At 37.4% G+C, this 21,963-nt stretch carries 22 protein-coding genes and 8 tRNA genes; 28 read left to right on the top strand and 2 right to left on the bottom strand.

The annotated features are described in order from the left end of the window. Positions 1–55 precede the first annotated feature (55 nt). On the bottom strand, positions 56–1,243 hold the full coding sequence (locus AC07YC_RS13125) for an FtsW/RodA/SpoVE family cell cycle protein (protein ID WP_008177081.1): 1,188 nt from the start codon (positions 1,241–1,243) through the stop codon (positions 56–58). Between the two features lie 339 nt (positions 1,244–1,582). On the opposite strand from AC07YC_RS13125, the gene AC07YC_RS13120 reads away from it, so the two are divergent. The 8 genes from AC07YC_RS13120 to AC07YC_RS13085 all read left to right on the top strand — a co-directional run bounded on the left by AC07YC_RS13120 (position 1,583) and on the right by AC07YC_RS13085 (position 10,325). Beyond that, positions 1,583–2,335 carry a hypothetical protein gene (locus tag AC07YC_RS13120; RefSeq protein WP_036147940.1) on the top strand — a complete coding sequence of 251 codons (753 nt, stop codon included), beginning with the start codon at positions 1,583–1,585 and terminating at the stop codon, positions 2,333–2,335. A 114-nt stretch (positions 2,336–2,449) separates the two neighbouring features. Further along, positions 2,450–3,529, top strand: a complete 1,080-nt coding sequence (locus AC07YC_RS13115; RefSeq protein ID WP_494919596.1) for a D-alanine--D-alanine ligase — start codon at positions 2,450–2,452, stop codon at positions 3,527–3,529. A gap of 11 nt (positions 3,530–3,540) precedes the next feature. Next, positions 3,541–4,908: a UDP-N-acetylmuramoyl-tripeptide--D-alanyl-D-alanine ligase gene (locus tag AC07YC_RS13110; protein WP_336635527.1), complete on the top strand. Its 1,368-nt coding sequence runs from the start codon at positions 3,541–3,543 to the stop codon at positions 4,906–4,908. Between the two features lie 77 nt (positions 4,909–4,985). Continuing rightward, a complete protein-coding gene (locus AC07YC_RS13105; protein WP_336635526.1) occupies positions 4,986–5,678 on the top strand; it encodes an alpha/beta hydrolase in 693 nt (230 codons plus the stop codon). Between the two features lie 352 nt (positions 5,679–6,030). Then, positions 6,031–7,566 carry a degradosome RNA helicase CshA gene (cshA, locus tag AC07YC_RS13100; RefSeq protein ID WP_336635525.1) on the top strand — a complete coding sequence of 512 codons (1,536 nt, stop codon included), beginning with the start codon at positions 6,031–6,033 and terminating at the stop codon, positions 7,564–7,566. A gap of 123 nt (positions 7,567–7,689) precedes the next feature. After that, the gene (locus AC07YC_RS13095) at positions 7,690–8,169 is read left to right on the top strand and encodes a PH domain-containing protein (RefSeq protein ID WP_336635524.1); all 480 of its coding nucleotides are present in this window, start codon (positions 7,690–7,692) and stop codon (positions 8,167–8,169) included. Continuing rightward, entirely contained in the window at positions 8,162–9,643 is a 1,482-nt protein-coding gene (locus AC07YC_RS13090; RefSeq protein ID WP_336635712.1) for a PH domain-containing protein, read from the top strand. Before AC07YC_RS13095 ends, AC07YC_RS13090 begins: the two co-directional genes overlap by 8 nt. 106 nt (positions 9,644–9,749) lie before the next feature. After that, the gene (locus AC07YC_RS13085; RefSeq protein ID WP_494919595.1) at positions 9,750–10,325 is read left to right on the top strand and encodes a GNAT family N-acetyltransferase; all 576 of its coding nucleotides are present in this window, start codon (positions 9,750–9,752) and stop codon (positions 10,323–10,325) included. A 73-nt stretch (positions 10,326–10,398) separates the two neighbouring features. Here the strand turns inward: AC07YC_RS13085 and AC07YC_RS13080 are convergent, their stop codons facing one another. Further along, positions 10,399–11,022, bottom strand: coding sequence for a rhomboid family intramembrane serine protease (locus tag AC07YC_RS13080; RefSeq protein ID WP_036121030.1), 624 nt, complete (start codon positions 11,020–11,022; stop codon positions 10,399–10,401). Positions 11,023–11,086: 64 nt separating this feature from the next. Here AC07YC_RS13080 and acpS point away from each other — a divergent pair, with 64 nt between their 5' ends. From acpS to AC07YC_RS12980, 20 genes are all read left to right on the top strand, one after another. Then, entirely contained in the window at positions 11,087–11,440 is a 354-nt protein-coding gene (gene acpS / locus AC07YC_RS13075) for a holo-ACP synthase (protein WP_336635522.1), read from the top strand. A gap of 125 nt (positions 11,441–11,565) precedes the next feature. Next, positions 11,566–12,624: a LolA family protein gene (locus AC07YC_RS13070; RefSeq protein ID WP_494919593.1), complete on the top strand. Its 1,059-nt coding sequence runs from the start codon at positions 11,566–11,568 to the stop codon at positions 12,622–12,624. Between the two features lie 195 nt (positions 12,625–12,819). After that, the gene (gene alr, locus AC07YC_RS13065) at positions 12,820–13,941 is read left to right on the top strand and encodes an alanine racemase (protein WP_494919592.1); all 1,122 of its coding nucleotides are present in this window, start codon (positions 12,820–12,822) and stop codon (positions 13,939–13,941) included. A 295-nt stretch (positions 13,942–14,236) separates the two neighbouring features. Then, entirely contained in the window at positions 14,237–14,500 is a 264-nt protein-coding gene (locus tag AC07YC_RS13060) for a hypothetical protein (RefSeq protein WP_036162355.1), read from the top strand. Positions 14,501–14,504: 4 nt separating this feature from the next. Then, a complete protein-coding gene (locus tag AC07YC_RS13055) occupies positions 14,505–14,855 on the top strand; it encodes a type II toxin-antitoxin system PemK/MazF family toxin (RefSeq protein WP_008177055.1) in 351 nt (116 codons plus the stop codon). Between the two features lie 363 nt (positions 14,856–15,218). Further along, positions 15,219–15,620: an anti-sigma regulatory factor gene (locus tag AC07YC_RS13050; protein WP_336635519.1), complete on the top strand. Its 402-nt coding sequence runs from the start codon at positions 15,219–15,221 to the stop codon at positions 15,618–15,620. 57 nt (positions 15,621–15,677) lie between these two features. After that, the gene (locus AC07YC_RS13045; protein ID WP_494919713.1) at positions 15,678–16,628 is read left to right on the top strand and encodes a SpoIIE family protein phosphatase; all 951 of its coding nucleotides are present in this window, start codon (positions 15,678–15,680) and stop codon (positions 16,626–16,628) included. A 63-nt stretch (positions 16,629–16,691) separates the two neighbouring features. After that, positions 16,692–17,024 carry an STAS domain-containing protein gene (locus tag AC07YC_RS13040; RefSeq protein WP_494919591.1) on the top strand — a complete coding sequence of 111 codons (333 nt, stop codon included), beginning with the start codon at positions 16,692–16,694 and terminating at the stop codon, positions 17,022–17,024. Further along, positions 17,024–17,494 (top strand): anti-sigma B factor RsbW, encoded by a 471-nt coding sequence (rsbW, locus tag AC07YC_RS13035; RefSeq protein ID WP_008177047.1) that lies wholly within the window; start codon positions 17,024–17,026, stop codon positions 17,492–17,494. Before AC07YC_RS13040 ends, rsbW begins: the two co-directional genes overlap by 1 nt. Continuing rightward, a complete protein-coding gene (gene sigB / locus AC07YC_RS13030) occupies positions 17,472–18,257 on the top strand; it encodes an RNA polymerase sigma factor SigB (RefSeq protein WP_025114282.1) in 786 nt (261 codons plus the stop codon). The genes rsbW and sigB overlap by 23 nt, the downstream gene beginning before the upstream one ends. 143 nt (positions 18,258–18,400) lie before the next feature. Continuing rightward, positions 18,401–20,572, top strand: coding sequence for a Tex family protein (locus tag AC07YC_RS13025; RefSeq protein WP_494919588.1), 2,172 nt, complete (start codon positions 18,401–18,403; stop codon positions 20,570–20,572). A gap of 67 nt (positions 20,573–20,639) precedes the next feature. After that, positions 20,640–21,098, top strand: a complete 459-nt coding sequence (locus AC07YC_RS13020) for a SprT family protein (protein WP_336635515.1) — start codon at positions 20,640–20,642, stop codon at positions 21,096–21,098. Between the two features lie 91 nt (positions 21,099–21,189). Further along, positions 21,190–21,266: transfer RNA gene (locus AC07YC_RS13015), tRNA-Asn, on the top strand. Position 21,267: 1 nt separating this feature from the next. Further along, positions 21,268–21,339, top strand: a tRNA-Glu gene (locus tag AC07YC_RS13010). Positions 21,340–21,368: 29 nt separating this feature from the next. Continuing rightward, a tRNA-Asp gene (locus AC07YC_RS13005) sits at positions 21,369–21,444 on the top strand. Between the two features lie 5 nt (positions 21,445–21,449). After that, positions 21,450–21,524: transfer RNA gene (locus AC07YC_RS13000), tRNA-Gln, on the top strand. A gap of 15 nt (positions 21,525–21,539) precedes the next feature. Further along, positions 21,540–21,612, top strand: a tRNA-Lys gene (locus tag AC07YC_RS12995). Between the two features lie 66 nt (positions 21,613–21,678). Continuing rightward, positions 21,679–21,764 (top strand) — tRNA-Leu (locus tag AC07YC_RS12990). A gap of 30 nt (positions 21,765–21,794) precedes the next feature. Continuing rightward, positions 21,795–21,871: transfer RNA gene (locus AC07YC_RS12985), tRNA-Arg, on the top strand. A 17-nt stretch (positions 21,872–21,888) separates the two neighbouring features. Further along, a tRNA-Gly gene (locus tag AC07YC_RS12980) sits at positions 21,889–21,962 on the top strand. Position 21,963 lies beyond the last annotated feature (1 nt).

Below are 21,963 nucleotides of genomic sequence, written 5' to 3'. Positions count from 1 at the left end.
CGTTTACAATAGAAAAAGGGAAGTCTCTGTACTAGAGGCTTCCCTTTTTCTATTTTTATTCATCTTCATCATGTGTAGTAAACATGTACGTCCGATAGTGGAACCTCATACTAAAGACAAGTCCGATAGCTAGAGCATTCCCCATTAATGAACTACCACCATAGCTAATGAATGGAAGTGGAATACCAGTAATCGGTAATAATTGAATTGTCATTCCTATATTCTCGAACACATGGAATGTAATCATAGCGATAATACCAGCACAAACATATGTTGAAAAAGGATCTTTCAATAAAAGAGTAGTTTTTGTTAAATGATAAATTAGTAGGAAGAAAATACAAATAACAATACTTGCCCCAATAAAGCCCCATTCCTCACCGATTACAGTGAAAATGAAATCGGTATGGTTCTCTGCAACATAAACTTCTCGGTTTCGAAAGCCCTTACCGAAAATTTCACCTGATCCAATTGCATTGAGCGATGTAATTAAATGGTAACCATCACTGGAAGAATAGGAGTAGGGATCGAGCCAAGAATAGATTCGAGCGAACTGATACGTTTTAAAACCGAATGTTTTCTCTAAGAAATCTTGCATGTAGAGAGCCATCCATAATAGTGAACCACCTGCTACTACGCCACCTAAAAATGTAGGTAATATTATTTTCCATGAAATACCTGCTACAATAATAAGGGCAGCGGTAATCGCAAAGAATACAAGTGCTGAACCAAGGTCTGGTTGTTTCAAAATAATCGCTAATGGAACGATTAGAGTTAAACCGATTTTTCCTAATAATAAGAAGTCTGTTTTTAATGATTTTAATGAATAGACTTCATGATGCTTACTAATTAATCGTGCCAGTGCTAAGATGTAGAATGTTTTCATAAACTCTGAAGGTTGAATGTTTCCAAGCGGTGTATGGTACCAGCTTTTTGCGCCATTGACCGGTGCACCAATTTGACCTTCTCCTTCAGGCATAAAAATAAGCAGTACCAATAAGGCAATCCCTGCTCCATACATATACCATGACATTTTTTTATATTGATCTGGCTCAAAAAACATTACTATGCCAATAATTACTGCACCAATTACATACCATTGCATTTGTTTTGGAACGTAGTTGATGCCATATTGACCGGATGTTTGGGCAGATGCAATAGCTAACAAACTAATGACTAGAAAAGTGAAAAGAATAAAAGCAAGGGTCCAGTCAAAACGATTTGCGAAATTTCGTTTATTTTCCATAAAATCCACCTAAATTAAAATAGTATCTCAATATGAGTAAATATAATGCGTTTCTTCCATTTTGGTTTATAATGTTGAAAGAATAGTGCAAATTCAAAATCAGAAAGAATGAATGTCTACTGATAAGATTGCAATTTGCTTTGAACGTTGTCAATGGAACTTTTAAGCAAATATTTTAACTCAATGAGTAATCGAAAACCTGTATGCAAATGCATGTTAACATTCCTATTATAACGCAAAAAATACTTTTATGCCTGCGTATATAGTTGTGACGACAATTAACATAAAATGTTTCAAAAAAATCGAGTTTAGTCTTATAATGTAGTGAAGAATGGGGTGATGGTTGTGGCTAAAAAATTAAAGTCAGCTGATGACTTTATGTATCATATTTATGTTCATATGAATGATGTCGATAAATTTGTCATTTTTAGCGGGTTGAAATTCTCGCAATTTGCGGCTTCGCTTGAACCACTGCATCACTTACTTTTATTAAAACATTCCTATGAAGATGGTTCTTTTAATATGCATACACAATTTGAATATGTATTGGATGAAGAGGTACCCCATTTTGTAAAAAAATCGGCTGAGTCCAAGGAATTATGTTGGGTCGATTTTATGGATGAAAAGAGGCTAGACCATCTAACACCAATGGAACAAGGGGAATTGCTTTACATAAGTCATAAAAAAGAACCGATTACATCTGCATTTTTTAACAAATTGCAAAATAGATTCGTCTATTACTCTTCAGATTTAGAAAAAATGACAAAAATTTATTTCCGACATTTAAGTGATTCGGATTTATTGGTGGCAAATGTTTTTAATAGTTTAATTCGTGAAAAGGAACGTAGCACTGGATTTTGGCGTCGAAAAGTAAAATCAAGTATCCCTACCATTTCACCAGAATTCTTACGTTCTTATCGATCCTTTGCTAAAGACGGTGCATTATTATCGTTGTACCGTATTGAAAAACCAAAAGCGGCATATGGGATAGAAGTACGCAACCTGTCAGAATATTCTTTTCCTGATGAAGTATGGGACGATTTAAATACCATTTTGAAAACTGAGCACGATGAATTGATTTATATTATTTAACGAAATATACACTCAAATCTCACCGTCGAAAATTACGGTGGGATTTTTATGTCATTTGTCAAGACGTTTCGTGATAAACTAATAGTACTCAAGAAGTATGTGGAGGGCACAAAAATGAAAAAAAGAATCGGTTTATTATACGGCGGAAAGTCAGCGGAGCATGAGGTATCCTTATCAACAGCTCGTGCAGTCACTGGTGCTTTGAATTTCGAGGAGTATGAAGTATATCCGATTTTCATAACATCTGAAGGAGAATGGCGACGCGGAGATCGTTTAGAAAAGCCTGTAAGTACTATCGAAGAACTACAATTTGGTGATAATACTACAATTTTAGAAAATAATATTACTGATTTTTTAATCGATAAACATGGCAAATCAGTACAGTTCGATGTTATTTTTCCATTGCTACATGGAACAAATGGTGAGGATGGAACCGTGCAAGGTTTACTAGAGGTTCTAAATCTTCCCTATGTAGGAAATGGAGTTTTAGCATCTTCTGCTGGAATGGATAAAGTGGTTATGAAGCAATTATTCGAGATTGCTGGTTTACCACAAGTGCCCTATACGTACTTTATTCGCAGTGAGTGGAAGAATGAACAACAGGCTATCATTGAACGCTGTGAAGAAAGATTGACTTGGCCAATGTTTGTGAAACCTGCAAATTTAGGATCCAGTGTTGGGATTAGCAAAGCAACAAACCGTGATGAATTAAAAAAAGCAATCGAGATTGCCTTACAATACGATCGTAAAATTGTTGTCGAGCAAGGTATTATCGCTCGAGAAATTGAACTTGCCGTCTTAGGAAATGATTATCCGGAAGTTTCAGTACCAGGTGAAATTAAACCTGTTACAGAATTTTATGATTATGATTCTAAGTACAAGGACGGCTCCACAGCACTGATTATTCCAGTTGTGCTACCAGAGGAAACAGAATCAAGCTTAAAAGATCTGGCGAAACGGGCTTTTAAAGCGATTGATGGTAGTGGTTTAGTTCGTGCCGACTTTTTTGTAACAGCTGATCATAGCGTTTACATTAATGAAGTCAATACATTGCCTGGTTTCACGCCAGTAAGTATGTATCCGCTACTGTGGCAACATACAAATGTAAGCTATCCAGAGCTGATCAATCGTTTGATTACGTTAGCCATTGAACGTTTTGAAGAAAAACAACAGCTTCACTATAAAAAAGACTGAGTGGGATTATTGTGAAAAAAACATTAAAACAATTAGCTGCATGGTTAAATGAGGATATGTCGGCTTACGATGATACGGTTGTATCAGGAATTTCCATTGATACAAGAACAATTCAACAGGGGGATTTATTTGTACCATTTCGTGGTGAGCAAACAAATGGACACCGGTTCGTTGCTCAGGCGTTTGAAAAAGGTGCAGGTGCTTCTCTTTGGCAAAAGGATGAACCTAATCCGCCCGAGGGTATACCTTTATTGTTTGTGGATGATCCAGAAATAGCTTTACAGGAAATGGCTCGAGCTTATCGGAATGAACATAAAGCCAAATTTATTGGTATTACTGGCTCTAACGGTAAAACATCAACAAAAGATATTTTAGCGGGTACACTTGCACCGTTCTTTAAAGTTCAAAAAACAATTGGGAATTTTAATAATCAACTAGGTTTACCGATTACCATTTTACAGCTTGATGAAGATACAGAGGTAGCTGTCCTTGAAATGGGAATGAGTGGGTTCGGCGAAATTGAATTTTTAACAAAGCTTGCTCAGCCACATATGACAGTTATTACAAATATCGGTGAGGCCCATATGCAGGACTTGGGGTCCCGGGCAGGTATCGCACAGGCAAAGTTTGAGATTATTCAAGGAATGCAGCCGGACGGCCTATTATTCTATGATGGAGATGAACCATTGCTACACCAATTAGTGGCTAAGGAACAGCATTTAAATGCTGTAGCGTTTGGATTAGAGCCAAATAACCGTTTATATGCAGATCATATTCATGCCAATGCTAATGGCAGTAGCTTTACTACCCACGGTATGATAGAGGGTGACTTCTTTATTTCTGTACTTGGAAAGCATCAAGTGAAAAATACATTGGTTGCCATGTTAATTTCTCATCAGCTAGGTTTAAAAAATGAGCAAATTCGTACATCCTTAGAGCAGGTAGTATTAACAGATATGAGGATGCAACAAGTACAAGGTACAAATGGTGCATTATTTATTAATGATGCTTATAATGCTGCGCCTACCTCTGTAAAAGCGGCTATTCAATTTATCGCTACTTCAACTATTCGACCTGAAAAATGGCTTGTATTAGGGGATATGCTAGAGCTTGGGCCGGATGAACAGCGTTTCCATGAAGGGCTAGCGGAGGATATAGATGAGCAAGAAATCGATTACGTTTGTCTATTTGGACCTCGAATGACTCATCTTTATGAAGTATTAAAAGAGCGCTTTGGAGCAGAGCGATTGTTATATGTCGAAGATGATTATACGGCTATTATTGAAAAATTAAAACTTGCTAATGAATCATCTATTGTTTTACTGAAGGGTTCCCGTGGGATGAAATTAGAGACAATTTTACAAGCTTTTACGTCATAGATTTCATTGAATCGGTGGGATAAATTGCTCACCGATTCATTTTTTTAGAGGTTTCTTTGTTAAACGAGGTGAGGGATTTGTCAATAGGTGTACTATGCATTCATGGGTTTTCAGGTGGTCCCTATGAGATGGAGCCGTTTACAACATACTTACGGACGCATACAGATTGGCTCATTGTAGAACCAACATTATCGGGGCATGGTGAAGCCTTGCATATGGATGGATTTACTGCAAAGCACTGGTTAATGGACGCAGAGCTAGCTATACGGTCATTAGCTAAAAAAGTAGATGAGATTATCGTTGTTGGATTTTCAATGGGGGGCATTATAGCTTTATATTTGGCGAAGCGATATAAGGTAAAAAAGCTAGTATTATTGAGTGCTGCTGCAAAATATATTAGTCCTAAGCAACTGGTTATTGATTTCAAATTGCTTGCGACAGATGCATATCATCATAATTTAACGAATAATGAGCTATTTTTACGTTATCGACATAAGTTTAATAATGTGCCATTAGCTTCAACAATTGAATTTATGAAATTGGTCCGCATCGTGGAACCGTATTATCGGCATATTGAAATTCCTGTCTTTATTGTGCAAGGGAAACAGGATGGAATTGTGCCATTTAACACAGCGCAATTTCTTTATGATGAATTGGCTTCCGCAAATAAAATTTTGTATTTTTCTGATAATGGAAGGCATCACATATGTCTTGAGGAAGATTGCTCCGATTGGTTTCCGCGGGTTTTGCAGTTTTTAATGGACACTTGAAGTAGTCAGATTATTACGACTCATGCGTTATCGTTGCATACGTATTAAAGCCATGTTAGACTAGTGTAAGCAATGGATACATTTTGTGCGAAGACTCTTCATATTTGGTTGAAGAGTACTTTTTTTTGAACACAACGGTTTTATTCTAAAGTGAATAATTACGACAGAATCGAACCGCTCGGTAAAGACCGGGCTTTCCTTTTCATATAAGAGAGCTCTACATGAATGATCATGTAGAGAGAATTTTTAAGTAACGGAAACGTTCCACTATACAGGCTCGAATTTGCCGACAACTTCATCTGAAAATGTAACCATTTGTCAACTTAAAAGGAAAAAAAGGAGATTGAGAAGTTTGACAAATTTTTCAGAATTAAATATTAGCGAATCTACATTACGCTCTGTAAAGCGTATGGGATTTGAAGAAGCAACACCAATCCAAGAAGGTACTATTCGTTTTGCTATTGAAGGCCGTGATGTATTAGGCCAAGCGCAAACGGGTACTGGTAAAACTGCCGCTTTCGGGATTCCACTAATTGAAAAAATCGACCCAAAAAACCCTAATATCCAAGCATTGGTTATTGCTCCAACTCGTGAATTAGCTATTCAAGTATCTGAAGAGCTTTACAAGATTGGCTATGATAAACGTGTGAAATTATTATCAGTTTACGGTGGGCAAGAAATTGGTCGTCAAATCCGTGCACTGAAAAATAAACCTCAAATCATTGTTGGTACGCCAGGACGTATTATTGACCATATTAATCGTCGTACGTTAAAATTAGAAGATGTGCAAACATTAGTACTGGATGAAGCTGATGAAATGTTAAATATGGGCTTTATCGATGATATTAATTCCATCCTAGAAAACGTTCCTTCTGAGCGTCAAACATTACTGTTCTCAGCAACAATGCCGCCAGCAATCCGTAAAATTGCGGAAACATTTATGCGTGATCCAGAAATTGTAAAAATTAAAGCAAAAGAATTAACTGTTGATAATATTGATCAATATTTCGTGAAATCAGCTGAACGTGAAAAATTCGATGTTTTATCTCGTTTATTAAATGTTCACCAACCAGAACTTGCTATTATCTTTGGTCGTACAAAACGTCGCGTAGATGAGCTAGCACAAGCTTTATCTATTCGTGGTTACCTTGCTGAAGGTATTCACGGTGATTTAAGTCAAGCTAAGCGAATTTCTGTATTGCGTCAATTTAAAGAAAATAAAATTGATATCCTTGTTGCGACGGATGTAGCGGCACGTGGTCTTGATATTTCTGGTGTCACACACGTATACAACTTCGATATTCCACAAGACCCTGAATCTTATGTTCACCGTATTGGTCGTACAGGTCGTGCAGGTAAGTCAGGTCTTGCTGTTACGTTTGTAACGCCACGTGAAATGGGTTACTTACGTATTGTGGAAGAAACTACGAAGAAACGTATGACTCCACTTCGTCCGCCGACAACAGATGAAGCATTAGTAGGACAACAACGATTAGCTCTTGATACTCTTGAAGGTCTTATTGCTAATAACAACTTAGGTGATTACCGTACACTTGCTTCAGAAATACTTGAGAATCATGAGGCAATTGATGTTGTTGCAGCTGCTCTTCGCTCATTAACGAAAGAGCCAGATGATACACCAGTAACAATTTCAGAAGAACGTCCATTGCCAATGCGTCGTGAACGCTCTAGCAGTAATCGTGGCGGTGGAGATCGTGGTCGCGGTGGTAATAATCGTAACTACGGTGGACGTCGTGACTCTCGTGGTGGAGATCGCCGTAATAGTAATAGTAACAGTAGTAGTCGTCGTGAAGGTGGTCGTCGTGAAGGAGGCCGTCGTGAAGGTGGACAAGGTCGTTCTCGTTCTCCTCGACGTCACGAAGATTAATTTTCGTAAGTGGATATTTAAACCTTGCAGTCATACTGGCTGTAAGGTTTTTTTTCGTATATAGTTGAAACAAAACGGTCATGAATTCCGTATAACCTACTATAGAAAAGAGGGGGAACGACAATGAGAGCTCAACCGGTGCATCAAATTTCCCGTAAAGGGTTAACCGTATGGCGTTTATATGGTGTCATACAAACAGTGGTGCTATTAATTGCAGCAGGAATCGTAAGCTATGGTACTTATTATTTTGAATGGCCAACGTTTATTTACTTCATAGCTGGGGCAATTGTAGTATTAAGTGCCATATTATCAGTTTTTATTTTTCCTAAAATTAGATGGGAACGATGGCGATATGAAGTACGAGAACATGAAATTGAAGTACAACATGGTTTATTTGTAGTAAAACGGACACTCATACCAATGGTTCGTGTCCAACATGTTGATACGACACAGGGACCGATTTTAAAGAAATATGATTTAGGTAATATCTCCATATCAACGGCAGCAACCGTACATACAATTCCCGCACTTATCATGGACGAAGCAGATTCACTTCGTGCTCGTATCTCTGAGTTAGCAAGGGTGGCGGAAGATGATGTCTAAGGAGATTAATCGTTTACATCCTATATCAGCAGTAATTACGAGCGTCAAAGCATTAAAAAGTATGATATTGCCCATTGCGATCATTATCATAACGAATGGCTTTAACTTTTCACTGAATTTCCGTAGTGATCATTTTTTTGATACCATTTTACTCTTCGGTGTATGGGGAATAGCCGCACTCCTTGCATTGATTGGAGGCATTATTAAATGGCGGACATTTGTCTATTGGTACGAGGATGGAGAACTCCGTATCAAATATGGATTGTTTGTTAAAAAGAAGCGTTATATTCCGTTTGAACGTATTCAAAGTTTGAACTACAATGAGGGAATTTTTCATCGTATTTTTGGATTAGTCAAAGTTCAAGTGGAAACAGCAGGGAGTAAAGGTGGCAAGCCTGAAGTAGAGCTTACTGCAATTCGTAAAGAAGCGGCAGATGTTATTGAACTAGAAATGCGCCGTGCCAAAAATGAAGGTGTAGTAAATCAACAATATGCAGATCAAACGGAGGTCGCAGACGATCCAATTTCAATTTCAGCACCAACTATTTACCATATGTCCATCCGTGACTTACTTGTGTTAGCCACAACTTCTGGTGGGATTGGTGTTGTGTTATCTGGTCTTGCTGCTATCGCCTCTCAGTTCTCAGATATTATTCCTTATGAAACTGTTTTCCATGAGTTGGCTGATTTTGTGAAAGTTGGGGCCTTTTTAATAGCGATATCGGTTATGTTAATTTTAATAGTAGCCTGGGTGGTTTCTGTCCTTATTACCCTTATTAATTACTATGATTATACAGTCCGTATCGAAGAAGATAAGCTGGTCATCACTAAAGGCCTTTTAGAGAAAAAGCGTATAACCTTACCTTTAAACCGAATCCAGGCTATTCGTATTGTTGAAAATCCATTGCGTCAATTAACAGGATTTGCAACGGTTGTTGTGGAGAGTGCTGGAGGTAATGGTGAAGAGGGGAAGGATAAAAAAATCACCTTATTTCCACTCATTAAGAAACAAGATTGTATGCAGACATTAGAGGATCTTTTCCCAGATATGAATTGGAATCCTTCCTTTATTCGATCACCTAAAAAAGCAAGACCTTTCTTTTATCGCATAGATTTTATTTGGCTTGTCCCTATTATTGGTGCGTGTATTTATTTCTTCTACCCGTATGGTTTATTGTCATTGCTATTAATACCATTAACGATACTACTTGGGGTTTGGCAGCATAAAACAGCAGGCTATCAAATTGATGGGAAGCAACTGGCTTTACAATATAGAGTATTCAGTCGAATCACATTGATAGTGGAGAAAAAACGTATACAATCAATGGGAAGTACACAATCGTATTTTCAAAAAAGGAAAAATGTTATGTCTATAAAAGCAACAGTCATGTCCGGTGCATCCGGTACAACAGGTAGTGTTTCAAGTCTGGAACAACGAGATGCTGAAACAATATTATCTTGGTACGAACATTAAATGCAAAGCTAACTCTTTCAATTTTTTGGAAGAATTAGCTTTTTTGCATACAAATATTTGGTAATGAAGTTATAATAAAATAAATTGAACAAAAGGGGTGGGGACTATGTTTAAATATGATATTAATGAAGACGCTTATTTGAAATTATTGGATTTAAGTGATGTTCATGATTTATTTGCATTGACTGATCGTTCAAGGGATACATTACGTGAATGGTTACCTTTTGTAGATGGTGTTCAAACGGTTAACGATACCGAGGCATTTGTAAAAAAGGCTATGCAACAATACGCTGATAACAACGGGATACAGGCAGGAATCTACTATAATGGACAACTCGCGGGTGTCATAGGGTATCATCAAATCAACTGGCAACATAAGTGGACAAGTATTGGCTATTGGTTAGGGAATGAGTTTGTAGGCAAAGGGCTTGTAACAAATTCAATGAAAGCATTAATGGATTACGCCTTTCATTATTTGAAGCTACACCGTATTGAAGTGAGGGTAGCAGTTGGAAATATTCGCAGCCGTACGATTCCAAAAATGTTGGGCTTTCATGAAGAAGGGCGATTAAGGGATGCGGAGTGGCTGTATGATCATCATGTAGACCAAGTGGTTTATGGTATAACGGCAGCTGAATGGAAAAAAATTAAGATGACCAATGAAGCCACGGTTGCCCTGTAAAAGGCGATTCATATAAAGAGGAGCAGTGCCATGGGATTTAACTTATAGCCCATGGTGCTGCTCCTCTCTTAAATTATGGTCTACCCGCCATTTTTTGTTTGCGCCAGCTTAAAATTCTTTTTGGATGTAAATAAATAAGCCCTAGAATGAATCCAGTTACTAGTCCCCCTAAATGTGCAAAAACGTTTACATTCGGTTGAAGAAAAGTCATAATGACACTGATAATGATGATTGGTAAAATAAGCTTACGAAGCATTGGCATTGTTCTACGAGTATAGTACACTAATGCCCCAAAAGCACCAAAAATTCCAAAAATAGCTCCACTTGCACCAAGACTCGCATAACTACTATCATAGAATATGTAGGTTGCCATGTTGCCTACAATACCCGATACTAAATAAATTGTAATAAAACGGGCTTTACCTGCAATTTTTTCAAGCTCTGGTCCAAAGAGATATAAGGAAAACATATTAAAAAACACATGCATAAACCCTGCATGTAAAAACATAGCAGAGAATACACGCCACCACTCACCTTTTTGAACGAGGAAATTCGCTTGAATTCCGTAATTCCACAAAAGAGTTCCTACACCGGGTAAAAGAGACAATACATAAAGAATTAAATTGATTGCTATTAACGTTGACACAACAGGGTAATACTTTGTATATTGCTTAAAATTTTCTGTTCTACTAAACATGGCTCCACCTCAATTTACAATTATTATACATGCCTTGTTGGAAATAGGTAAAGGAGAAGGTCACATGATTAAGGGAATTGGTCTTGATATTGTAGAAATAGACCGTATTGAAAAAGCGATGAAGCGTACAGATAAATTTAAAGACCGCATTTTATCAACAAGGGAAAAAAAAATATTTGATGGCTACTCAGAAACTCGTAAAATAGAATTTTTAGCAGGACGCTTTGCTGCGAAAGAAGCATTTTCAAAAGCGATGGGTACTGGCATTGGCGAACAATGTAAACTTCATGATATGGAGATATTACGAGGAGAGGCTGGAAAACCTGTTATATATTTTAAGGGCGAGCTTGCCAATGGTTTTGTTAGTATTACCCATTCCAAGCAATATGCAGCTGCTCAAGTAATCTTATTAGAATAGGAATGAAGTTGTCTAAAAAGGTTAGCCAGTAAATTTAAATATATTGCCTTTTCTACAAATGACATAACTGACAAATACGGTTCATATATTGTCGTAGTGGATTTGAAAGAAGAAAGGGTGAAAGCGTGGGCAACCGAATAGTTAAATGGCTCGTCTTATTTTGTACGATATTACTTCTGTCGGCATGTGGTACAGCCTCACAGGAAAAAGTGTTGAAGAAAGTGAATGGTAAATGGGGAGAGACAAATGGCTATGAATTAAATGCTACGATGGAGATTAAATCTGGTGGGGAGCCTAGAAATTATAATGTAACAGTATGGCATACTAAACCTGATTTCTATCGAGTAGAAGTTATGGAAAGTGGAAAAGATGTTTCTCAAATGATTGTGCGTAATGCGGATGGCGTATTTGTTGTAACACCAACATTAAACAAAATGTATAAATTCCAAAGTGATTGGCCTAAGAAGAATAGTCAAGCTTATCTAATAGGTGCTCTTGCAGAAGATTTAGCAGAAGATAAAAATCTTGTCATGAAAGAGGAAGAGAAAGCATATATATTTGAAGCAGCTACTAGAAATAGTTATAAAAATAGTATGCCTCATCAGGTGATTACAGTAGATAAGAAAACTTTACTACCAACTTCTGTTGTCATTATGAACGATGTGAAAGAAGAACAAATTCGAATTACATTTAAGAAAATTAAATTAGGTGTGCAGCATGCTGCCAAAGAGTATGCAGTTGAGCAATTTACAGATAAAGATAACACTAAAGGTGAACAAGCTACACCAGCAGAGAAAGATGGTAACGAAGACAAAGAAGATAAAGAAGCAGTTGGTGCAGAAGTAGAATATCAAGAGTTCCAAACTAGCTACCCAGTATTAAATTGGGCACAATTGGCGAATGAAAAAGTCGTTCAAGAAAGTGGTGTGGAACGCGTTATCCTAACGTTTGAAGGAGAAAAGGCCTTTACAGTTATGCAACAGCCAGTGACAAAGGAAAACTCTATGTTACCAGTATCTTCGCCTGGTGATCCAGTTGATTTAGGATTTACAATAGGTGCGATTACAGATACTTCAGTTAGTTGGGAAAAAGATGGTGTTGAATTCTTTGTAGCTTCCAGTAAACTAACGCGTGAAGAAATGATTGAAGTTGCTACATCTATGACGATAGGTAGTATGAAGTAACTTTTCTAGCTACAGCTTTCTAGTTAAGGAAAGCTGTAGCTTATTGACAATATAAAAATTTGTGGTTTAGAAAATGTTAAGTGATTGTCTATAAAGTAAACGTTTCAGGACTAATAAACGTATAATTGTACAAGCTAAATAAATAATATGTATGTAATACATAATGTTTTAATTAAAAATAAAGAGGGTATTCTTATGAAGACACAGCAATATTTTCGACCAACGAAAGCAATGATAAATTTACAAGCAATCCAACAAAACGTCAAAAATTTTAAAAAATTTATACGACCTAATGTTCAAATAATTGCTGTAGTAAAGGCGAATGCATATGGTCATGGAGATGTAGCCGTAGCACAGGCAGCTCTTGAGGCTGGTGCCACAATACTTGCAGTGGCAACGCCTGATGAAGCATTACATATTCGAGCACATTTTGAAGATCCAGACATACTAATATTAGGTGCATCTCCAATTTCCTTTGCCCCTTTCGCAGCTCAACAGCGCATTATGCTCACTGTGTATGGAAGTGAGTGGGTACAGCAAGCGGCACCACTTATAGCCAATGAAGCGCTTCCTTTACAGCTACATATGAAAGTTGATAGTGGTATGGGTAGAATCGGCATTCGCTCTGAGCAGGATTTGTTAGCATTGTATCAAACAATTGAGTCTACTGATAATGTAGAGTTGAACGGAATATTTACGCACTTTGCAACAGCGGATGAGAAAGATACAACTTATTTTGATCAGCAAGTACAATTTTTTGAAAGCTGTTTAGCAGTATTGCCGATAAAGCCGCCACTTGTTCATGCATCTAATACAGCAGCTTCATTAGTAAAGGATTCTAATTTGCAGTATGATGCTGTTAGATATGGGATTTCAATGTATGGCTTATCACCGTCCTCCTATGTAGAGAGTATTCTACCCTTTGCCTTACAACCTGCATTTTCACTCGAAAGTGAACTTGTTCATGTGAAGGAAATAAAAAAAGGTGAATCTGTAGGCTATGGAGCTACATATGTTGCGCCAACAGATATGTGGATTGGAACTCTTCCGATAGGTTACGCAGATGGTGTTATTCGTAAGTTAGGTGGGCAAGAAGTTTTAATTGATGGACAGAGAATGCCCATTGTTGGACGAATTTGTATGGACCAATGTATGGTTGCCCTACCAAAAGCATATGCTATAGGTGAGAAGGTAACACTTATTGGCCAACAAGGACAGAATAGGATTTCTATCGATGAATGGGCAACTAAGCTTGAAACCATTAACTATGAAATACCATGCATGATCACAGCAAGAGTTCCTAGAATATACTTTTAATGAACACACACACTTATGTCAATATATTTTAGCTTTCAATTTATGCCAGTATGAAGAATTTGGTCAATTAATAAGCACTGGAGATCTTATTTCTTTTCCGAATGATAGATGAATCATAATTGGTAATAAGTTGCAATAATAATTATTCGTCATATACCTTCGACAGCCAACATATTTTTACAATTTGTACTTCAAATTGTCAGATATTTTGTCATTTCATGTCTTTTCAACAATATCTTTCAATGATAGAATGGGAAGTAATGAAAAGTGTATGGTTCCGTTGGAGGTGCTTGCTGTGTACGATAAAAAGTTAAGAGAAGCTACAATTGCTGTTCAAGACAGACTATTTCTACAAACAAAGGAAGTAATTGAAGGTGAATCTTTTGTGCGTTCTTTAGCGCGCAAAAATTTAATGCAGGAGCAACCAAATCAAATACGGGAAGCTATGATTAAAGGATATGTTGAAATGTCTCATATTAATTTAATGATCGCGAGTGAATGCTTGCATGCAGAATATGAAGCACAACATATGGTGGAGCGTCTCGTAAGCGGGGGATGACACTTTGAATGTAAAACGTGGTGACGTTTTTTTTGCGGATTTATCACCGGTAGTAGGCTCTGAACAAGGGGGCACTAGGCCGGTGCTGATTATTCAAAATGATATTGGCAATCGATTTAGTCCGACTGTCATCATCGCGGCTATCACTGCACAGATTCAAAAGGCAAAGTTACCGACACACGTTGAAATCAATGCTGAAAAGTATGGTTTTGAACGTGATTCGGTTATTTTGCTAGAACAAGTGCGGACAATTGATAAGTCAAGATTGACAGATCGTATTACACAACTTGATCATGCTGTGATGGAAAAAGTTGATGGTGCGTTGATGATCAGTTTAGGTCTAGTTAAATTTTGATATACATATGTGTATAGAAAGCATCGAGATAATTGAATCTCGGTGCTTTTTTGTCTATTCAATTCCTTCAGTTATTTCATATACTTTGAAAATCTTATGTCATTCGAACATAGGAAGAATGTTGAAATGTTTGATGGTAGCAAAAAATCTCTTCGTTATTATGCTATGACGTATTTGATAAATAATAAAAAAAGATTTAAGATATACACAAGATTTTCAATAAAAATAGATTATTGAAAAAATTCTTAAAGGTATATGAAAATATACATAGAATATTCCATTTATAAATACTATATAGTTTGTGTGTAATATGTCGAATAAAAATAAAAGGGTATTACTCCGTAAGGAAATGGAGGGACAGCAGTGACAAGTAAGTCTTCGGTTGAAATTATTACAGAATGGGATATTATTGCAGCAAGACAACTGGGGCGTAATGAGGCAAAGGCAATTGGATTTGGCACTGCTGATCAAGCTCGTATAACCACAGCTATTAGTGAATTAGCAAGAAATATTTATTTATATGCCAGTATAGGTATAATTGAAATTGAAAGAATTGAGACAGAAACTGAAAAGAAAATAGTAGTTGTTGCAACTGATCAAGGACCTGGAATTAAGGATATTCGCAAAGTAACAGAGGATGGTTATTCTACATCGGGGGGGCTAGGTGCGGGCCTTCCAGGGGTTAAGCGATTGATGGACAGCTTACACATCCAATCTGTCATTGGAGAGGGTACAACAATAAGGACTGAAAAATGGCTGCGTTAGGACGTGAAGAAATTGAAACAATTAGAAGCTCAGTATAAAAAAATATTGTCAGATTATATGTTGAATCAAACAGAAAAAAATTTATATATTGCTCAAAATTTCACACGTCAATTAATTCAAAAAAGTATAGCCCCTGAGGATGTTGTTAGTATTCATAAAAATGCTGTAGAAGCAATATTTCCTAATCGAATGGGTGAATCGCAGCCAGCATATGATTTTCTTATTGAAGTGATGGTGCATTATGGTATGGCACATCGAGAGCATCAAAGCTTACTACAAAAACAGGCTGAGTATGAATTGGAAATGAGGATTGCAACTAACATTCAAAAGACCTTATTGAAATCATATGTGCCTGAGCTACAAAGTATAGATATAGGAATGATTTCGATTCCTATTCGTAAAATGAATGGTGATTATGTTCATTTTTTTCATGATGGAGAAGAATATTTAAGTGTGGCAGTAACAGATGTTGTAGGAAAGGGAGTACCTGCTGCCTTATGTATGTCTATGGTGAAATACGGACTTGAGACATTGGGTTATGCCTATAAAGATCCTTCGTATGTTTTAGAAGTCATTAATAGGGTAATAGAAAAAGGTGTTGATGATAGTATGTTTGTTTCTATGTTCTATGGCTGCTTAGATATTCGCCAAAACATATTTTCCTATGCTTCTGCAGGACATGAGCCGGCTTTGCATTATAGAGCCAAGCAAGATGAATTTATTCCTTTAGAAGCTAAAGGCTTATTACTGGGTGTGTTGTCTGAAACCAAATATACATTTCATGAAATTGTTTTAGAGGAAGATGATTTGATCATCATGATGACCGATGGAGTAACAGAATTTAGAGGGCAGGAAGACTTAAATTCAAGAGAAATAATTTCAGCACTCATAAAAGAAAATAAGTACTTATCAGCTCAACAATTGTGTTTGCTTCTATATAGAGAGATAGAAAAAATACAGGATTTTAAACTGACAGATGATTTTACTGTAGTTATTTTAAAAAAATAGGTTTACGGTTTAATGAAACAGGGAACAGAAAATAGTCTAACAAATATGGTGGAGGTGTGCTATATGGACGTTACAATACATTTTAAAGAAATTAATCATAAATTATTCGGCTTTGTTGAAGGTGAAATTGATACGTTTACGGCATCAGGATTACGTGAAGAATTGGAAGCTGTAAAGATTACAGAAGGATTGGAAATTGAACTCGATTTATCAAAGGTAAATTACATGGATAGTACTGGACTCGGAATTTTTGTTGCCTTTTATAAAAGAACATTACGTGAGAATGGCAAAGTGAAGCTCGTTGGTTTATCGACTAGATTACAAAGATTGTTTGAAATTACAGGACTGAGTGATTTGATGGATATCGAAACTGATAAAAAGGTGGAATTAAGATAATGAAGGAATTTGACTATATTGAAATTAGAGTTCCTGCTAAACCGCAATTTGTCAGTGTTATTCGGTTAACTGTCTCGGGCTTAGCAAGCAGGATTGGCTTTAATTATGATGATATCGAAGATTTGAAAATTGCTGCAAGTGAGGCTGTCACTAATGTCGTGCATCACGCATATAAAGAAGATGAAGAAGGCGAAATCGTCATCGGCTGTGCGTTATACGACAATAAAATGGAATTGATGATTGCAGACTACGGTAATAGTTTTAATTTTGAGGAGATTAAGACTAAGATTGGACCGTACCATCCTGAGGAAAATATTGCAGGGCTAAGAGAAGGTGGGTTAGGGCTTTATTTAATGGAAACTTTGATGGATGAGGTGATGATCAATAACGATGGTGGCGTAACTGTCTTTATGACAAAGTATGTCACTAGGGAGCAGGTGGAAAAAAATGTCGAAAGAATCACTACATAAATCTTCATCCAAGGAAGATGTATTAAAGTGGATTGAATTGTACCAATCAACAGAGGACGATGAAGCACAAACGAATTTAGTGATTCATTATCGATATCTAGTTGAGTCAATAGCACGTAAGTATTCGAATGGTAAATCTTATTATGATGATATTGTTCAAGTAGGGATGCTGGGTTTATTAGGTGCAATTAGACGTTTTGATCCAAATGTTGGCCGTAGTTTTGAAGCATTTGCTGTACCAACAATTGTTGGGGAAATCAAGCGCTTTTTACGTGATAAAACATGGGATGTTCATGTGCCTAGACGCATAAAGGAAATTGGGCCGAGAATCAAATCAACGGTGGAGGCGCTGACTATTGAATTGCAGCGTTCTCCATCCATTCAAGAAATTGCCGAGCGTTTAGAGGTAGCGGAGGAAGAAGTATTAGAGGCTATGGAAATGAGCCGTAGTTATCAAGCTCTTTCTATGGATCATTCAATAGAGTCAGATTCAGATGGTAGCACTGTAACACTATTCGATATTTTGGGTAGGGAAGACGATGGCTATGAAATGACTGATAAACGAATGATTGTTTCCGAGGCAATGGTTGTTTTGAATGAAAGAGAAAAACAAATCATTCAGCTTACATATTTAGAGCAACTAAGTCAAAAAGAAGCTGGAGAACAATTAGGGATTTCTCAAATGCATGTATCTAGAATACAAAGAAAAGCAATCAAGAAATTACAAGAGGCTATTCTAGCAAGTGGCAGTGTGTCGCTCTAATCCATCAATGGGTGTGCTGTGAATCATACTAAACACCTTTTAAATGTTTGAAAATAGTCTACTCATATTCGTTTGAGTAGACTATTTTTTTGCATTTTTAGTAAAGTGTAATGGTAAAATGAAAAGAAAAAGGTAGTGATGGTGTGGAACAAAAGCAAATGTTACAGCTCATTGCAAAAGATGTAACGGTTAAACCAGGGCAAGTTGATGCTGTTATTAAATTATTAGAAGAAGGAAATACAGTTCCGTTTATTGCGCGTTATCGAAAAGAAGTAACGGGATCTCTGGATGAGGTGCAAATTAAAGCTGTAGAGGATCGTTATCATTACATACAGCAGCTCGAACAACGGAAAGAAGAGGTTATTCGATTAATCCAAGAGCAAGATAAGCTTACACCAGAATTAGAAAAATCTATTCTTTCAGCAACAGTACTACAGCGTGTAGAGGATTTATATAGACCTTACAAGCAAAAGCGTCGTACTAAGGCTACTATTGCAAAAGAAAAGGGCTTAGAACCACTAGCAGATCTTTTAGTAGCTTTTAGTCATGATCCACTAGAGCAACTAGCTATTAAATTCGTCGATAATGATCAAGTAGCTAATACTGAAGACGCGCTAGCAGGAGCGAGAGATATTTTAGCAGAACGCTTTGCTGATGATGCTACTATTCGTGAGAAAATTCGTACGTATTCATTGAAAGATGGCATACTCGTAACGAGTGTGAAAAATGCAGAAATAGATGAGAAAAATGTATTTGAAATGTACTACGAGTATGAGGAGCCTGTTAATCGAATTGTTCCGCATCGTATTTTAGCGATAAATCGTGGAGAAAAAGAAGATGTTTTAAAAGTTTCGATTCATGTTCCGGTGGATCGCGTATTGATGATCATGTGGAAAGAATGGATACCAGCAACGGGAACATCTCCTGCTATTGCTGAAGTGAAGCTAGCTATCGAAGATTCGTACAAGCGTTTAATTCAACCTTCTATAGAAAGAGAAATTCGTAATGAGCTTACTGAAAAGGCAGAAACACAGGCTATTCATATTTTCTCTGCAAACTTACGTAATCTACTATTACAACCACCTATGAAAGGCAAATATGTCTTGGGCGTTGACCCAGCTTATCGTACCGGTTGTAAATTAGCAGTTGTCGATGAAACAGGGAAAATGCTAGAGGTTACCGCTATCTATCCACATCCACCGAAACCAGATGTGGCAAAATCGAAAGCTGTTGTAAAAGCAATCTTAGCAAAATACCCAATAAGTATAATTGCTATTGGTAATGGGACAGCCTCCCGTGAAACAGAACAATTCATTGTTGATGTATTAAACGAGCTAACTACGGACGTAGCCTACGTTATTGTTAATGAAGCGGGAGCATCTGTGTACTCAGCATCGGATATTGCTCGGGCTGAATTCCCTGATTTACAGGTTGAGCAACGAAGTGCCGTGTCTATTGCCCGACGCTTACAAGATCCTTTATCAGAGCTAGTGAAGATTGAACCAAAAGCAGTTGGGGTGGGGCAGTATCAGCATGATGTTTCTCAAAAGAAATTAAATGAATCATTATCATTTATAGTAGAAACAGCAGTTAACCAAGTGGGAGTTGATGTAAACACGGCCTCTTCATCACTTTTACAATACGTTTCTGGTTTATCTAAAACAGTTGCGGAGAATATCGTGAAGGTTCGAGAAGAGAATGGTCAATTCACTACACGTGTGCAATTAAAGAAAATTCCAAGATTGGGTGCGAAAACTTATGAACAAGCCATTGGTTTCTTACGTATCTCAGAGGCGAAAAATCCATTTGATGCTACAGGCATCCACCCTGAAAGCTATCATCTTGCCGAACAGATTTTAGCAGAGGCAAAGATCGATAAAAAAGAACTTGGAACGAAAAAGGCGGAAGAAGCTATTGCTGCTTTGGATATCCAGCAATTAAGTGGAGTATTAGAGATTGGTGTTGTCACGATTCAAGATATTGTAGCTACTTTGATGAAGCCAAGTCGTGATCCACGTGATGCGTTCCCACAGCCATTGCTGAAAACAGATGTATTGAAAATGGAAGATTTAAAAGTTGGTATGGAGCTACAGGGAACTGTGCGAAATGTAGTAGATTTTGGAGCTTTTGTTGATATTGGTGTGAAGCAAGATGGACTTGTCCACATTTCAAAACTTCAAAATAAACGCATTAAACATCCATTAGAAGTTGTGGCGTTAGGAGATATTGTAACCGTTTGGGTAGAACAGATTGATGTTAGTAAAGGGCGGATATCTTTAACAATGCTGCCTCCTAAAAATCAATTAATAGATTGAGTAATAAATTTTTACCACACTGTGCATACTACACAGTGTGGTATTCTTGTTGTTGGGGGTGATCAAGTTGGACAATGAGGAACTGCAACAGCTTGTATGTCGAATTTCTTTGGAAAGTTTTCAAAAGCCATTTATACACCAAGCTTATTTTAATGGAAGATTACGTTCAACGGGCGGGAGATACCTTTTACAAACGCATAATATTGAGATCAATCCAAAAGCCTTTGAATTATATGGTATTAAGGAAATTCAAGGCATTGTACTTCATGAACTATGTCATTACCATTTACATATTGAAGGCAAGGGGTATCAGCATCGGGATAAAGAATTCAGGGAACTATTAAATAAAGTAAAGGCACCTCGTTTCTGTTCAGCGTTACATACTTCTAAATCATCTATAAAAAAACAACGACGATACACCTATACGTGTACTAATTGCCAGCAGTTATATGTAAGAAAGATTAAAATGAATGTTGAAAAGTACTGTTGTAGCAAGTGTTTGGGCAGGCTTAAATTAATAGAGTAAAAAAATATTAAAAAAAGATTGACGTATTGTTTAGTTATCCCTATAATAGTAAAAGTCGACAAGATAACGACGACAACATAACACACATTATTCCGAAGTAGCTCAGTTGGTAGTAGCACCTGACTGTTAATCAGGTTGTCGCAGGTTCGAGTCCTGCCTTCGGAGCCATGGCCCCTTGGTCAAGTGGTTAAGACACCGCCCTTTCACGGCGGTAACACGGGTTCGAATCCCGTAGGGGTCATTTTCATAATTTACTTTGCAAATAATATTGGTCCCGTGGTGTAGCGGTTAACATGCCTGCCTGTCACGCAGGAGATCGCCGGTTCGATCCCGGTCGGGACCGCCACTTATTGGGGTATAGCCAAGCGGTAAGGCAACGGATTTTGATTCCGTCATGCCTAGGTTCGAATCCTAGTACCCCAGCCATTCATTTCTTAATTTGAGCCATTAGCTCAGTTGGTAGAGCATCTGACTTTTAATCAGAGGGTCGAAGGTTCGAGTCCTTCATGGCTCATCTCTTTTAAGAAAAAGGTTGACTTTCTATTGATGTATAGTACAATAAGAAAGTTACTAATTGAATGCGGTCGTGGCGGAACGGCAGACGCGCTAGGTTGAGGGCCTAGTGGGGGCAACCCCATGGAGGTTCAAGTCCTCTCGGCCGCACCAAAGTCAATTACAAAGTTAATTAATTCATATGCGCCCGTAGCTCAATTGGATAGAGCGTCTGACTACGGATCAGAAGGTTGTGGGTTCGACTCCTGCCGGGCGCGCCATATTTTTTGAAAATAATGCGGGTGTAGTTTAATGGTAAAACCTCAGCCTTCCAAGCTGATGTCGTGAGTTCGATTCTCATCACCCGCTCCAA

The organism is Lysinibacillus sp. GW247-5R2A (assembly GCF_059424475.1).
Note: the sequence above shows the minus strand (reverse complement) of the source record. Positions and strands in the feature narration are given on the sequence as shown.

Coding starts and splice junctions, on each gene's coding strand:
- AC07YC_RS13085 (WP_494919595.1), top strand. CDS start 9,750: ATGTTTAAATATGATATTAATGAAGACGCTTATTTGAAATTATTGGAT.
- AC07YC_RS13040 (WP_494919591.1), top strand. CDS start 16,692: ATGGACGTTACAATACATTTTAAAGAAATTAATCATAAATTATTCGGC.
- AC07YC_RS13090 (WP_336635712.1), top strand. CDS start 8,162: ATGTCTAAGGAGATTAATCGTTTACATCCTATATCAGCAGTAATTACG.
- AC07YC_RS13125 (WP_008177081.1), bottom strand. CDS start 1,243: ATGGAAAATAAACGAAATTTCGCAAATCGTTTTGACTGGACCCTTGCT.
- rsbW (WP_008177047.1), top strand. CDS start 17,024: ATGAAGGAATTTGACTATATTGAAATTAGAGTTCCTGCTAAACCGCAA.
- AC07YC_RS13080 (WP_036121030.1), bottom strand. CDS start 11,022: ATGTTTAGTAGAACAGAAAATTTTAAGCAATATACAAAGTATTACCCT.
- AC07YC_RS13045 (WP_494919713.1), top strand. CDS start 15,678: ATGTTGAATCAAACAGAAAAAAATTTATATATTGCTCAAAATTTCACA.
- sigB (WP_025114282.1), top strand. CDS start 17,472: ATGTCGAAAGAATCACTACATAAATCTTCATCCAAGGAAGATGTATTA.
- AC07YC_RS13115 (WP_494919596.1), top strand. CDS start 2,450: ATGAAAAAAAGAATCGGTTTATTATACGGCGGAAAGTCAGCGGAGCAT.
- acpS (WP_336635522.1), top strand. CDS start 11,087: ATGATTAAGGGAATTGGTCTTGATATTGTAGAAATAGACCGTATTGAA.
- alr (WP_494919592.1), top strand. CDS start 12,820: ATGAAGACACAGCAATATTTTCGACCAACGAAAGCAATGATAAATTTA.
- AC07YC_RS13095 (WP_336635524.1), top strand. CDS start 7,690: ATGAGAGCTCAACCGGTGCATCAAATTTCCCGTAAAGGGTTAACCGTA.
- AC07YC_RS13120 (WP_036147940.1), top strand. CDS start 1,583: ATGGTTGTGGCTAAAAAATTAAAGTCAGCTGATGACTTTATGTATCAT.